At 69.2% G+C, this 13,703-nt stretch carries 12 protein-coding genes; 6 read left to right on the top strand and 6 right to left on the bottom strand.

Annotated elements, in window-relative coordinates; all coding sequences use genetic code 11:
* Positions 1-8: 8 nt before the first annotated feature.
* The 3 genes from AC3AP7_RS22830 to AC3AP7_RS22820 all read right to left on the bottom strand — a co-directional run bounded on the left by AC3AP7_RS22830 (position 9) and on the right by AC3AP7_RS22820 (position 5,041).
* Entirely contained in the window at positions 9-707 is a 699-nt protein-coding gene (locus AC3AP7_RS22830; protein WP_487364811.1) for a response regulator transcription factor, read from the bottom strand.
* A 436-nt stretch (positions 708-1,143) separates the two neighbouring features.
* Positions 1,144-1,542, bottom strand: a complete 399-nt coding sequence (locus AC3AP7_RS22825) for a hypothetical protein (protein WP_487364810.1) — start codon at positions 1,540-1,542, stop codon at positions 1,144-1,146.
* A 199-nt stretch (positions 1,543-1,741) separates the two neighbouring features.
* A complete protein-coding gene (locus AC3AP7_RS22820; protein ID WP_487364809.1) occupies positions 1,742-5,041 on the bottom strand; it encodes a DEAD/DEAH box helicase in 3,300 nt (1,099 codons plus the stop codon).
* 189 nt (positions 5,042-5,230) lie between these two features.
* On the opposite strand from AC3AP7_RS22820, the gene AC3AP7_RS22815 reads away from it, so the two are divergent.
* The 3 genes from AC3AP7_RS22815 (at position 5,231) to AC3AP7_RS22805 (ending at position 7,520) form a co-directional block, all read left to right on the top strand.
* The gene (locus AC3AP7_RS22815) at positions 5,231-6,064 is read left to right on the top strand and encodes a transcriptional regulator (protein WP_487364808.1); all 834 of its coding nucleotides are present in this window, start codon (positions 5,231-5,233) and stop codon (positions 6,062-6,064) included.
* Between the two features lie 110 nt (positions 6,065-6,174).
* Positions 6,175-6,693, top strand: a complete 519-nt coding sequence (locus tag AC3AP7_RS22810; protein WP_487364807.1) for an RNA polymerase sigma factor — start codon at positions 6,175-6,177, stop codon at positions 6,691-6,693.
* The gene (locus AC3AP7_RS22805; RefSeq protein ID WP_487364806.1) at positions 6,690-7,520 is read left to right on the top strand and encodes an anti-sigma factor family protein; all 831 of its coding nucleotides are present in this window, start codon (positions 6,690-6,692) and stop codon (positions 7,518-7,520) included. Before AC3AP7_RS22810 ends, AC3AP7_RS22805 begins: the two co-directional genes overlap by 4 nt.
* Positions 7,521-7,541: 21 nt before the next feature.
* Here the strand turns inward: AC3AP7_RS22805 and ribA are convergent, their stop codons facing one another.
* Positions 7,542-8,189 carry a GTP cyclohydrolase II gene (gene ribA, locus AC3AP7_RS22800; protein WP_487364805.1) on the bottom strand — a complete coding sequence of 216 codons (648 nt, stop codon included), beginning with the start codon at positions 8,187-8,189 and terminating at the stop codon, positions 7,542-7,544.
* Between the two features lie 226 nt (positions 8,190-8,415).
* Here ribA and AC3AP7_RS22795 point away from each other — a divergent pair, with 226 nt between their 5' ends.
* Positions 8,416-8,859 (top strand): CBS domain-containing protein, encoded by a 444-nt coding sequence (locus tag AC3AP7_RS22795; RefSeq protein ID WP_487364804.1) that lies wholly within the window; start codon positions 8,416-8,418, stop codon positions 8,857-8,859.
* Between the two features lie 9 nt (positions 8,860-8,868).
* Here AC3AP7_RS22795 and AC3AP7_RS22790 read toward each other — a convergent pair whose 3' ends face one another.
* On the bottom strand, positions 8,869-10,023 hold the full coding sequence (locus AC3AP7_RS22790; protein WP_487364803.1) for an acyl-CoA dehydrogenase family protein: 1,155 nt from the start codon (positions 10,021-10,023) through the stop codon (positions 8,869-8,871).
* Between the two features lie 148 nt (positions 10,024-10,171).
* Between AC3AP7_RS22790 and AC3AP7_RS22785 the strand changes: the two genes are divergently transcribed.
* Positions 10,172-11,254, top strand: a complete 1,083-nt coding sequence (locus AC3AP7_RS22785; protein WP_487364802.1) for a calcium:cation antiporter — start codon at positions 10,172-10,174, stop codon at positions 11,252-11,254.
* A 28-nt stretch (positions 11,255-11,282) separates the two neighbouring features.
* On the opposite strand, the gene AC3AP7_RS22780 is transcribed toward AC3AP7_RS22785, so the two are convergent.
* Entirely contained in the window at positions 11,283-12,170 is an 888-nt protein-coding gene (locus tag AC3AP7_RS22780; protein ID WP_487364801.1) for a LysR substrate-binding domain-containing protein, read from the bottom strand.
* A 651-nt stretch (positions 12,171-12,821) separates the two neighbouring features.
* Here AC3AP7_RS22780 and AC3AP7_RS22775 point away from each other — a divergent pair.
* Positions 12,822-13,649, top strand: a complete 828-nt coding sequence (locus tag AC3AP7_RS22775; RefSeq protein WP_487364800.1) for a transporter substrate-binding domain-containing protein — start codon at positions 12,822-12,824, stop codon at positions 13,647-13,649.
* The last annotated feature ends 54 nt before the right edge of the window (positions 13,650-13,703 follow it).

The following is a 13,703-nucleotide window of genomic DNA, read 5'->3' as shown; positions in this document are numbered from 1 at the left end:
GGCAACGCTCACGCCTCCCCCCTGTCGAGCCGTTCGAGCCGGTAGCCGTAGCCGTAGATCGGCGTCAGCCGGTAGCCGTTCTCGGGCCGCAGGCCGAGCTTGCTGCGCAGCATCGACACGTGCGTATCCATCGTGCGCGACGGAATCTCGGTGGCCTGCTTCCAGATCGCTTCGAGGATGTGCGCGCGCGACAGCGGCCGGCTCAGATGCTGAAACAGCAGCAGCGCCAGGTCGAACTCCTTCTGCGTGACCGCGACCGCCGCGCCGCGCACGATCACGTGCTTTGCCTGCAGGTCGAACTCGTAGTCGCCGAAGACTTCGCGCGAACCGCTGGTGTTCGGCGGGTAGGCGCGCCGCAGCAGCGAGCCGACCCGCGCGAGCAGCACCGCTGCGGACACCGGCTTGACCATGTAGTCGTCCGCGCCGGTGTTCAGCATCGACGCAATGTCGTGCTCCTCGCCGCGGCTCGTCATGAACAGCACGGGCAGGCGCTCGGAGAGACTCTCGCGGACCCAGCGCAGCACTTCGTCGCCGGTCATGTCGGGCACGTTCCAGTCGAGCACCAGCAGGTCGAAGGTCTGGCGCCTGAGCTGGCGCACCAGCAGGCGCCCTTGCCCGAATGCGTGACAGACATGCCCCGCGGCCGACAGCGTCTGACAGACCAGGTCGGTCTGGGCCGGATCGTCATCCAGGACTGCAATTCTCATAACTCTCCGCCATGCTATTGCGTTTTTCGTATCTGGACGGCCGCGTATCAAACGACGGTCGGCGACTGCGTGGCGAGCGCGCCGGCGTGGCCGGCCGCGACGAAGCGCGCGCCGCCCCGCATCCGCAACCGCCCCCGTCCCGCCCGAAGCTATACGCTCAAACAGCAGTTCCAAACAGCCGACACACCAGGCCGACATCCCTGGCCGACATACCATCTCAAAAACATGGCGCACGAATGCATCGTTTCTCGCCGTCCGGATCGCTGCGATGCGTCTGCGCCCTCGCTCGACCCGCCCCCACGGCGGACGATTTCATCATAATCGAAACCGCCCTCACGATGCATCAACGCCACGGACACCGGCGCGCTACCCGCCACCTGTGCGGCCCGCGCGACGCGCCTGTGCCGGGTTGGCCCCGTCCTGCTCCTGCCTCGCGTCATGCACCGCTATTCAGAAGCGATGCCTCGATTTCATCCTTGTCGGGCGATGCGACACGACGGCTCAACGCCGCCTCCAGATGACCGCGCACGTGCTCCCACGCGCCGTGCGCGTAGTCCGGCTGGGCAGCCGCCCAGCGCTGCGCGAGCCCGAATACCCGCCGCACCGTCGCGCCGCAATGTCCCAGTTCGCGCGCGCCGGGTCCGGCTGCCTCGCGCAGCCATTCCGCTAGCCACGGCATGTCGGCGGCGCAGGAATCCGCATACGCCTCGAGCGCCGCGCGCGCGTGCACGTCGTCCGCCACGTCCATTTCGATGCGCTGCAGACGCTTTTGTACGCCGCGTCCCGGCGCGCGCGCATCGAACGGAATGCGCAGGGTGCGCGGTCTGAAAAACATCGGATTCCTCGCTGAACGGTCTGCCACCGGTTGCGCTGCGGATTGCCCGCGCGATGCATCCGGCATGAACGTCCGTGAAGGTGCGGCCGCGCGACGGTCAATTCACATTGACGTGCTGCAGCAAAGTATAGGGAGGGTCTCGAATTAAATCGTTTAAGGATTGTCAGATCGCCGCGTATGCATCTGACCGTCCTCGCGATCAGGTAGGTTCGACCTGCGGAATCGGCTCAAACAGCGCATCGAGATCGTCATCGGAAAACTTGACCGACGCCTGTGCGTCGTCCGACAGGATGCCGTCGGCGAGCGCCGCCTTGCGCTCCTGCAACTGCACGATCTTTTCCTCGATGCTGCCGGCCGCGATCAGCTTGTACACGAAAACCGGCTTGTCCTGGCCGAGCCGGTGCGCGCGATCGCTCGCCTGGTTCTCGGCGGCCGGATTCCACCACGGATCGTAGTGGATCACCGTGTCGGCCGCAGTCAGGTTCAGCCCCACGCCGCCCGCTTTCAGGCTGATCAGGAACAGCGGCACCTCGCCCCGCTGAAACCGCTCGACCGGGCTCGCGCGATCGGCGGTGTCGCCGGTCAGCGTCACGTAGGGGATGCCGGCCTTGTCGAGCGCGGCGGCAATCAGCGCGAGCATGCCGGTGAACTGCGAAAAGAGCAGCACGCGCCGCCCTTCCTCGATCAGTTCCGGCAGCATCGCGAGCAGCAGTTCGAGCTTCGCCGATTCCTTCACGCGCGCCGCGCGTTCGAGTTTCACGAGGCGCGGGTCGCAGCAGACCTGGCGCAGCTTCAGCAGCGCGTCGAGCACGATGATGCGGCTGCGCGCGAGCCCCTGCGCGCTGACCGCCTCGCGCACCCTGGCTTGCATCGCAGTCCGTACGATTTCGTACAGGTCGCGCTGCGCGCCCTGCAGATCGACGCTGCGCACGATCGTGGTCTTCTGCGGCAACTCGCTCGCCACGTCGTCCTTGCGGCGGCGGAGCATGAACGGGCGCAGCCGGCGCGCGAGCAGATCGCGCCGGACCGTGTCGCCGTTGCGCTCGACCGGATTGCGCCAGCGCTTCGTGAAATCCTTCTGCGTGCCGAGAAAACCCGGCAGCAGAAAGTCGAACTGGGCCCACAACTCGCCCAGGTGGTTTTCGAGCGGCGTGCCGGTCACGCACAGCCGGTGCCGCGCGCGCAGCGCGCGCACCGCACCCGCTGCGCGGGTCGCGGCATTTTTCACGTGCTGCGCCTCGTCGAGAATGAGCAGGTGATAGTCGTGCTCGGCGAGCACCGCGTGATCGCGCCATAGCAGCGCGTAGGTGGTCAGCACCAGCTCATGCTCGCCGATCCGCGCAAAACGCTCCTTGCGCTGCGGTCCGTTCAGCTCCAGCACTTTCAGATCCGGCGCGAAGCGCTGCGCCTCCGCGCGCCAGTTGTGCACGAGCGTGGTCGGCATCACGACGAGCGCGGGCCGGTCGAGGCGGCCGGCCTCCTTCTCGGCGAGCACGTGAGCGAGCGTCTGCACGGTCTTGCCGAGACCCATGTCGTCGGCGAGCACGCCCGCGAGACCGTGTTCGCGCAGGAACTGCATCCAGCTCAGGCCCTCGCGCTGATAGGGCCGCAACTGCGCGCGCAAACCGCGCGGCACCGGCACCGGACGCACGCCGGCGCCCCGCTGCAGGCGGCTCGCGAGCTCGCGCAGCGACGCATCGCCGCGAAACTGCCAGCGGCCGGTATCGTTGAGCGAGGCGAGCCGGCCGGCATCGAGCGCGGGAATCCTCAGCGTGTCCTCGGCCTTCCAGCTGCCGAGACCGTCGAACAGATCGACCAGCACGCGCACGACCGGCTTCAGACGTCCGGCGCGCAGCCGCAGCCGTTCGGCGCGCTCGGTGGTGAGTTCGATCGGCTCGTCGTCGTCGATGCTGTCCAGCGCGCCGCCCAGCCAGCGGCGGTCGCGCCGGAACAGCCCGGCGAGCAGCGGTTCGAGCCGCACCGTGCGCTCGCCCACGGCGATGCCCATCTCCAGATCGAACCAGCCGTCGCCCGCCTGATGCGCGGTCCCCTCGATCGCATCGATCTCGATCACGCGATGGCGAAACGCCGGCGCAACCGTCACGCGCCAGCCGCCGCGTTCGAGTTCGGGCACGGTGACGTCGACGAACGCGGCCCACGCCTGCGAATCCGGCAGCGCGAGCATCGTCTCCGCGAGCGCGTGGCGCGCGGAGGCGCGCGCCGGCACCACCTGCAGGCCGGCCTTGCGCAGTTCGAGCAGACGCTGCTTTTCTTCGTCGTAGCGGCGCCGGATCTGGATCACGCCGCCGCCCGGCAGCGGTACCAGCGTCGCGCGGCTGTCCGTGCGCACGCTGACGCCCTCGTAGTCGAAAGCGACCGTCGCGACGTCCGCCGGTTGCGCGCGCGCGGGCGCGCCCGGCAAGCCGCCGGCGAGCGTGGTGAGCGCGAGCACCGGCACCGGCGGCGTGTCGATCACGCGCACCGCCGCATGCTCGGGCGCGGCGGGCGGCGGCGGCAAGCCGGGTGCGAGCTCGCGCAGCATCGCCGCGACGAGCGGCGCCTCGGCGAGCGAGATCGGCGGCATCGCCAGATAGTCCGGCAACTGCGCGAACGGCAGCGAAAGCTCGACGATGCCCGCTTCGCCGGCGCCGGCATCGACGTACCAGACGGGCTCGGTGGCGAGCACCATCGCGGCGGCCGGCTCGGTGCGCAGCACCGGGCGCAGCCGCCCGTCGGGCTGGGTCTCCCAGTCGATGCGGCCGGGGCGCGCCGCGCCGCGCGTGAGCGCGCGCAGCGGCACACGCGCGGACGCGTCGCCGGCCGGCGCCGGGAACAGCCGTCCGGTCGCGATCAGCCGGTGCAGCACGTCGCCGCCGCTCGCGCCGCGCAGCGGGAAATGCCCGTGCCGTTCGCGCGCGTGATCGAGCCACAGGCTGCGCAGGATCACGAGGTCGTCCTCCGTGACGAACTTCGGCGGCTTGATCAGCGCGGCCTCGACCTGGCTCCACGGCTCGTCGAGCGCGCGGATGTCGCCGTCCGCGTCGCGGCGCGCCTTCAGGAGCTGGATTTCGTGACGCTGGTGCAGACGCGACCAGCCGAGCTGGTACGCAAGCGCAATGCGCGGCGCGGACGCGGCCGCACCGGTGTCCGCATCCGCGTGGGCGCGAAAGCGCGTGAGCCAGCGCATCAGCTCCGGGCGCACGCCGTCCTGCGGCGCCTCCAGCAGTTCGCGGCCGGCCAGCAGCAGCGCGGCCACGTGCTTGCACTGAAAGCCGACCGGACAGGTGCAGTCGCCTTCGACCCAGGGTGCGTCGTCGACGTCGTAAAAGCGCACGTCGACCACGTAGGGACGGCGTTGCGTGCCCTGCACTTCGCCGTGCAGCGCATGGTGATCCCAATGCACGTGAGAGACGGCATCGACGTAGTCGCGCGCCTTCGCGAGCGTTGCCGCGCCGAGCCAGCGTGCAATATCTTCACGGTCGTAGAAAACGGACGACATCCGGGCGATCCATCGTGGCAGGTTCAGATTGTTCCGGCACGGCCGGCCGGGACCAACCGGGTATTGTACGCACGTGCGGAACGCGGGCGCCGGCGCGGCGCGCGGAGCACGTGGCGGCGCCGGCCCTGCGGTGGAATAAACCCGCCTGCGCCGGTGTTGGCCATGACAGCCCCCTCCTCCCGCCCCCGTATGTCCCCTCCCGAGCGCCCCCTGTCCGAAGCCGACATCCAGGCTTACGTCGATGGCGAACTGACGCCCGAACGCGCGCGGCGGCTGCGCCGCTACCTGCGCGCCGAGGCCGGCGAAGCGCGCCGCGTCGCGTTCTATGGCGCGCTGAACGCGCAATTGCGACGTCGCTTCCCGCCGGCCGACGCGGCCGCGCCTCGCGACGCCGCCGGTGCATCGGATGCATTCGGTGCATCGGACGTATCTGGCAGATCGGATGCATTCGGCAGATCGGACGCATCCGGCGGATCGGACGCACCCCGCGCATCCCGCGCACATGCCAGCGCACGCACCGGCAGGCGGCGCGCACCGGGCGCACGGCGCGCGCTTCGCGTCGCCCTCGCCGCGCTGGGCGTCGCGCTGACGGCGGCCGGCGGCTGGCTCGCCGCCGCGCAGGTTTCGCCGCCGATGCTCGACGATGCCGCCGTGATGGCGCTGATCCGCGCCCAAAGCGCGCCGGCAACGGACGCCGTCGCGCCGCCCGGGCGATCGCCGACGGCGGCCGACGCCCCCAACCTCCGCGCCGCGGGCATGCGCGTCGTCGCGACGCAGACCGTCGCGCTCGGCCCGGCCGCCCGCGTGCTCGAATACGTCTATACGAACCGCGACGGCCAGCCGGTGGTGCTGCTCTGCGCGCGGGCATGGACCGCGCGCGCGCAGCCGCAATGGCGGGCGCGCCGCGTCGGCCCGCTGCGCCTGCTCACGTGGACGCGCGGCCGCCGGCGTTATGTGCTCGCCGGCGCCGCCCGCACGCACGATCTGATGCGCGCCGCCGATCTGCTGACGCTGCAGCAGTGAGTTCCGGCCAGACGGAATAAGATCGCTCCACACGTGTTTGCCTCGCAAACCTTTCCCGTCGCGCGCGGCCCCGCCGCACGACGCCCGACTGCACGCCACATACAGGCTCAATGGACATACGCGACGAGTTGATGGAGCACGTCCCGCGGCTGCGGCGCTATGCGAGGGCGCTGATCAACAACCGCGAGCTCGCCGACGATCTCGTTCAGGACACGCTGGAACGCGCGCTCGGGCGCAGCGAACTGTTTCGCGCCGGCACGGATCTGCGCGCGTGGCTCTTCACGATCATGCACAACGTGTTTGCGAACCAGGCGCGCAAGGCGTCGACGCGCGCGGTGCACGTGCCGGTGGACGACGCCGGACTCGCCGCGGACGAACTGACGGTGCCGTCCACGCAAAGCCACGCGCTGGAAATGCGCGACCTCGACTACGCACTGCAGCGGCTGCCCGCCGAACAGCGCGAGGTCGTGCTGCTCGTCGGACTCGAGGAAATGAGCTATGCGGAGGTCGCGCTCGCGCTGGGCATCCCGCTCGGCACGGTGATGTCGCGGCTGTCGCGCGGCCGCGAACGGCTCAGGGCGTTGATGGCGGGCGCGCAGCCCGGGACGAAACTGCAGGTGGTCAAATGAAAGAACAACCGACGCCCCTCGACGACGACACGCTGCACGCGTACGTCGACGGCACGCTCGACGGCGCGCAGCGCGACGCGGTGGAACGCGCGCTCGAACGCGACCCGGCCCTCGCCGCGCGCGCAAGCGACTATTTCGCGCTGAACGGCCTGCTGCGCGAGCGCTACGACCGCATCCTCGCCGAGCCGGTGCCGCGCCGTCTGAGCGCGCGCGCGAGTGCGCGGCGCCCTCGCGCCGCGAACGGCCGCTGGCCGTTCGGCGCGATGGCGGCGTCGCTGCTGGTGGGCGTGGCGCTCGGTCTGGGGGCCGGCTTCGCGCGGGATCTGCCGCTTCCGGGCATGCCGGGCGGCGCATCGCACACGCGGGCGGTCAGCGCGAGTCCGGGCGAAGGCTTCGCGCGGCAAGCCGCGCTCGCGCACGTGGTCTACATGCCGGAGGTCGAACGTCCGCCGCAGATCGGCGCGGCGCAGCAGCAGGATTTCGCGCAGTGGCTCGCGAACCGGCTCGGCACCGACATGCACGCGCCGATGCTCGACAAGAGCGGTTTCGAGCTGACCGGCGGGCGGATCCTGCCGGGCACGGACGGACCGGTCGCGCAGTTCATGTACCGCAGCGCGCACGGCGAGCGCGTCACGGTCTGTATTTCGCATCGCGCCCAGAGCGCCGACACGACCGCGTTCCGGCTCTACGAAGACGGTCCCGTGAAGGTGTTTTACTGGGTCGACGGCGACTATGGCTATGCGGTGTCGGGCGGCATCGCGCGCAAGGTGCTGCTGCAGCTCGCGCACGACGTCTACGCGCAACTGACCGCCGGCGCAGGCGGCTAGCGCAGCGGCGCGCGACCGTTCTTACTCGTTCTCGTCGAAGTAGTGCCCGAACTTCGTCTGCTTCGTGCGGATATAGCGTTCGTTTTCCCCGCGCATCGGAATCGCCAGCGCGACGCGTTCGCACACCGGAATGCCGTGGCGCGACAGCGTGTCGAACTTCTTCGGGTTGTTGCTCATCAGCCGCACCGACGTGACTTTCAGCGTGCGCAGAATACCGGCCGCCGAGTCGTACTCGCGCGCATCGTCCGGCAGGCCGAGGTCGAGATTCGCTTCGACCGTGTCGCGCCCCTGCTCCTGCAGCGCATACGCGCGAATCTTGTTCGACAGGCCGATGCCGCGGCCCTCGTGACCGCGCAGGTACAGCAGCACGCCGCAGCCTTCGGCCGCGATGTAGCGCAGCGCCAGGTCGAGCTGCTCGCCGCAGTCGCAGCGGTACGAGCCGAGCACGTCGCCCGTCAGACACTCCGAATGCAGGCGCGTGAGCACCGATGCCCGGTTGGCGACGTCGCCCATCACGAGCGCGAGGTGCTCCGCGCCGCTGTCGCAGACGCGAAACACATAGGACCGGAAGGTGCCGTAGCGGGTGGGCAACGTGGCGACCGCGTCGAGCGTGACGCATTCGCCGGTGGTGTCGACGTCTGCGAGCGTCGGATCGTGAGGCGTGGGCATAGCGTTGGACAAAGGACTGGCATGAGCCCGTGGACCACCGGGCAATAAGGTTCGGAACTGGAGTTTACCGCTAATCGGCCCCGCTCACCCGCGCGCCGTCGCGTCCGCGCACGGCCGTGCCCGAAACAGCCGCGCCGCCTATACTGCACTGAACTGCACTGAAGCGCCCGCCCCCTCCCCCCGCCACGCCGGACCCGGCGTGCTGCATTGCGATACGGAGCCCGTCATGACGACCGTTGCACAACTGCTGAAAGCCAAACCAGACCAGCACGTCTACACGATCGCCGCAAGCGATTCCGTCTATCACGCGATCCGGCTGATGGCGGAAAAGCAGATCGGCGCGCTCGTGGTGACCGAGGGCGAGAGCATCGTCGGCATCGTCACCGAGCGCGACTACGCGCGCAAGGTCGTGCTGATGGAACGCGCGTCGAAAGAAACCCCGGTGAGCGAGATCATGAGCAAGGCGGTGCGGTTCGTGCACCTGGGGCAGAGCGCCGAGGAATGCATGGTGCTGATGACCGAGCGGCGCATGCGCCACCTGCCGGTGATCGACCGCGACCGGCTGGTCGGCATGGTGTCGATCGGCGACCTCGTGAAGCACATCATCGCCGAGCAGCAGTTCACGATCCAGCAGCTGGAGTTCTACATCACCGGCGAGCAGCGCTCGTGAGCGCGCGCGTCAGCCGGACAAGCCGCGCTGCATCTCGCGCGCGATCACGATCTGCTGGATCTGCGTCGTGCCCTCGTAGATGCGGAACAGCCGCACGTCGCGATAGAAGCGCTCGATCCCGTACTCGCTCATGTAGCCCGCGCCGCCGAAGATCTGCACCGCGCGGTCCGCGACCCGGCCGCACATCTCGGTGGCGAACATCTTCGCGCACGAGGCCTGCAGCGTGACGCGCTCGCCCGCGTCGCGGCGGCGCGCGGCGTCGACGATCATGCAGCGCGCCGCGTAGATGTCCGCGCGGCTGTCCGCGAGCATCGCCTGAATCAGCTCGAACTCGACGATCGGCTTGCCGAACTGGCGCCGCGCCATCGCGTAGCGCAGCGCGTCGGCGAGCATCCGGTCGGCCGCGCCCGTCGCGATCGCGACGATGTGCAGGCGCCCCTTGTCGAGCACCTTCATCGCGGTCTTGAAACCGACGCCCTCGCGCTCGCCGATCAGGTTGGCCGCGGGCACGCGGCAGTTCTCGAAGATCACGTCGCAGGTATGCGCGCCCTGCTGCCCCATCTTGCGGTCGGTCTTGCCGAGCAACAGCCCCGGCGTGCCGGCCTCGACGAGAAACGCCGAGATCGCGCCCGCGCCGTCGCCCGCCGCGCCGGTGCGCGCCATCACCGTGAAGAGGCCGGCCTCCGGCGCGTTCGTGATGAAGCGCTTGGTGCCGTTGAGCACGTAGTGCGCGCCGTCGCGCACGGCGCGCGTGCGCAGCGACGCGGCATCCGAGCCGGCTTCGGGCTCGGTGAGGCAGAACGAGCCGATCAGCTCGCCCGACGCGAGCCGCGGCAGATACTTTTCCTTCTGCGCGGGCGTGCCGTCGATCACGATGCCGGTCGAGCCGATGCCGTTGTTGCTGCCGATCGCCGAGCGAAACGCGGGCGAGGTCATGCCGAGTTCGAACGCGGCGAGCACCTCCTCTTCCATCGTCAGGCCGAGACCACCGTATTCCTCGGGCAGGCACAGCCCGTACAATCCGAGCGCCTTCATGTCGTCCAGCAGCGCGGGCGGAATCTGGTCGGTTTCGGCGACGAGCGCCTCGTTCGGCACGAGCCGCTCGCGCACGAAGCGGCGGATGCTGTCGAGCAGCAGGGTCAGGGTTTCGTCACTGCGAATCACGATGATTCCTTGAAGAACGCAAAATTTCGCCGCCCGTCGTTCGGGGGTGGCCGTGCTATTTTATGATATTAGGGTGCATTCCTGATTGATTTCATCCCGCGCCGCACACGCGCTTGCGCCCGACCGTCACGAAAAAGGAACGACACCGATGAGCACGCATTCCACTGTACTGCCGCGCTGGACGATCGGCGCGCCGATCGCGGCGTGGGTCATCCTCGGTCTCGCGTTCGCGTGGCCGGAACACGGACTGCTGCTCGCGCTGGTCGCCGCGGCGCTCGCCGGCGCGGTGTTCGCGGCGGTCCATCACGCGGAGGTCGTCGCGCATCGGGTCGGCGAGCCGTTCGGCACGCTGGTGCTGGCAGTCGCGGTCACGGTGATCGAGGTTGCGCTGATCGTCTCCGTGATGCTCTCGCACGGGCCCGAGAAAGCCGATCTCGCGCGCGACACCGTGTTCGCCGCGGTGATGATCGTCTGCAACGGGATTATCGGCCTGTGCCTGCTGGTGGGCGGCATTCGCCATCGCGAGCAGGACTTCCACGCGCGCGGCGCGTCGGCGACGCTCGCGGTGCTCGCGTCGCTGTCGGTGCTTACGCTGGTGATGCCGAACTTCACGACCTCGCAGGCCGGCCCGCTGCTGTCGACGTCGCAGCTCGCGTTTGCGGGGGTGTCGTCGCTGGTGCTGTACGGCACGTTCGTGTTCGTGCAGACGGTGCGTCACCGCGACTATTTCCTCGCGGAAAACAGCGGCGCCGAAACGCATGCCGCCCCGCCCAGCCACACGCTCGCGCTGCTGAGCAGCGTGCTGCTGCTGGTCTGCCTCGTCGCGGTCGTCCTGCTCGCGAAGCTGCTGTCGCCGACCGTCGAGCACGCGGTGCAGGCGATCGGCGCGCCGCCGGCCGTCGTCGGGATCGTGATCGCCGCGCTGGTGCTGCTGCCCGAGGGCCTCGCCGCGCTGCGCGCCGCGCGCGCGGACCGTCTGCAGACGAGCCTGAACCTCGCGCTCGGCTCGGCGCTCGCGAGCATCGGGCTGACCATTCCGACCGTCGCGGCGGTGTTCCTGTGGACCGGCCAGCCGCTCGTGCTCGGCATCACCGCGAAGGAAACCGTGCTGCTGCTGCTCACGCTGCTCGTCTCCACGCTGACGCTGAGCGGCGGACGCACGACGGTGCTGCAAGGGGTCGTCCATCTGTCGCTGTTCGCGACCTACCTGTTCCTGTCGTTCGCGCCGTAGTGGCGCGGTCGCGCGAGGTCGCGCGGGATCAGGCGGGGTCGTCGCGATGCGCGGCGATCCACTCGCGAAACAGGTGCAGCTTCTGCTGGTGCGCCACCGAATCCGGATAGACGAAAAAGTAGCGCGCACCGGTCGTCAGCACCGCGTCGAACGGCCGGACGAGGCGCCGTGCGGCGACGTCCTCGTCGATCAGCACGAGGTCGCTGATCGCGACGCCGAATCCCTGCAGCGCGGCGTTCGTCGCGAGATCGAGCGTGTCGAAGCTCGGCCCCTGACCGGCATCGATGCTGCCCGCGCCGACGTGATCCAGCCACAGCTTCCAGTCGCGATGGTCGCGGGTCGGATGCAGCAGCGTGTGGCGGCGCAGATCGTCGAAGCGGCCGAGTGGCCGCTCGTCGAGCAGATGCGGCGCGCAGACCGGCGTGAGACGCTCCGCGAATAGCGGAACCGCGTGCACGTCCGCGCCAGGCGAATGGCCGTAGATGATGGCGGCGTCGAACGGCTCGATCTGGAAGTCGACGTCGTGCTGCCAGGCCGTCGTGATCTGCACGTGCAGGTCGGGGTACTCGACCTGAAACTGCATGATTTTCGGCAGCATCCAGCGCATCACGCAGGTGGGCACCTTCAGCGCGAGGTCGGTGCGCTGCCGCGTGAGGCGCAGCGAGATTTCCTCGATGCGCGCAAAGCTCTCCTTGACCGCCGGCAGCAGCAGTTCGCCTTCGGCGGTGAGCGTGAGGCCTTTCGCATGACGCCGGAACAGCGGGAAGCGGTAATAGTCTTCGAGCGCGAGGATCTGCCGGCTGACCGCGCCCTGCGTGAGGCACAGGTGCTCGGCGGCGCGCGTGAAGCTGCGATGACGCGCGACCGTTTCGAAGATCTGCAGCGCATTCAGCGGGGGGAGTCGTCGCGTGGCCATCGGGCGGATTCCGGCTATCAGGAAATTGCATTGCGGCAGGCCCGGGCGAAAGCGGGTCCGGCCGCCGGTGAGGCTGTCAGGATACGCGATTCAAAAACAGGACGGGGGGCGTTGGGCGAGGCCGTGCATGCGTGGGGCTCATGTGCGGAGGGGAAGTGCGGCGAACGGGAGACGGGCAGGAGCCGTCATTCGGCGAGCGGGGAGGCCTGTTCGTTGAACGGCTGTCGTACTCCGGCACCCGACGGGTAACGCTCGCGATGCCGGCGGGATCGGTGCGCTATCTGAACGTGTGGCTGAAGGCGCCGTCAGGATTGGCGTAGGGGGGCGCGTCCTTTCGGGCGCCGACCGGGCCGGGGGCGAACGAGGCCCGGCTCGACACCGCGCGTACGCCCATGATCGTTCGTGGAGGTGAGCGGCGTTGTCCGACCCGATACCCCACCCCGCCCCACCCCGCCCCTCGCATGAGCCCCCCTCATGGCGTCCATGCACAGATTTCGATTGGCGGCGGATTTTGGCATACCTACAGTGCAACCAGCCCCGGCCCACACGACGCGCGACCCATGCGTCCGGCGGCCGGCCGGCGGCGAGGCGGCGCATCGACCGCTCCGGTTTCCCGCTTTCTTTCCCGCATTTTTCGACAGAGGAGCCACCATGCATTCCGCTCATCGCCTTTCACTGCGCGCGCAGCGCGCGTTCGCGGCGGCCGTCGGCGCGCTCGGCTGCGCGGGCATCGTCGCGTTCGGCGCGTTCGCGGCGCCCGCCGCGCACGCGGACGCGCTCGATACGATCGCCCATTCCGGCGTCGTGCGCATCGGCGTGTTCGAGGACTATCCGCCGTTCGGCTCGATCGGGCCGGACATGCAGCCGCAGGGCTACGACATCGACGTCGCCAGTCTGATCGGCCGCGCGCTTCATGCCAGGGTCGAACTCGTGCAGGTCACCGGCGACAACCGGATGGCCTATCTCGCCGACCACAAGGCCGACATGCTGCTGTCGGTCGGCGAAACCCCCGAGCGCGCCAAGGTGATCGACTTTTCGCAGGCATACGCGCCCTACTATCTCGCGGTGTTCGGCCCGAAGAACCTGAAGGTGAAGGACGCGGCCGACCTCGCCGGCAAGACCATCGCGGTGGCGCGCGGCACGCTGGAGGACCTGAGCGTGTCGAAGATCGCGCCGGCGTCGGCGACCGTCAAACGCTTCGACGATCCGAACGGCGCAATTTCGGCATTTATTTCTGGTCAGGTACAGTTGCTCGTGGTCGGCAACGACGTGGGCGCGACAATCCTCGCGCGTCACCCGGCAAACGACCCCGAACAGAAGTTCGCGCTGTTCAGCTCGCCGGATCACGTCGGGCTGAACAAGAACGAGCCGCGCCTGATGCAGAAGGTCGATGGCGCCATCGCCCAGGCCCGCAAGGACGGCACGCTCAACGCGATCTGCGAGAAGTGGCTGCGCGCGCCGCTGCCGGCCAGCCTTTGATCCGTTCGCCCGGTGCGCGCCGGGCGAACCCTGTTGTCACGACTTGCGGCCTGT

It is taken from the genome of Paraburkholderia sp. PAMB 6770 (assembly GCF_057748135.1).
Note: the sequence above shows the minus strand (reverse complement) of the source record. Positions and strands in the feature narration are given on the sequence as shown.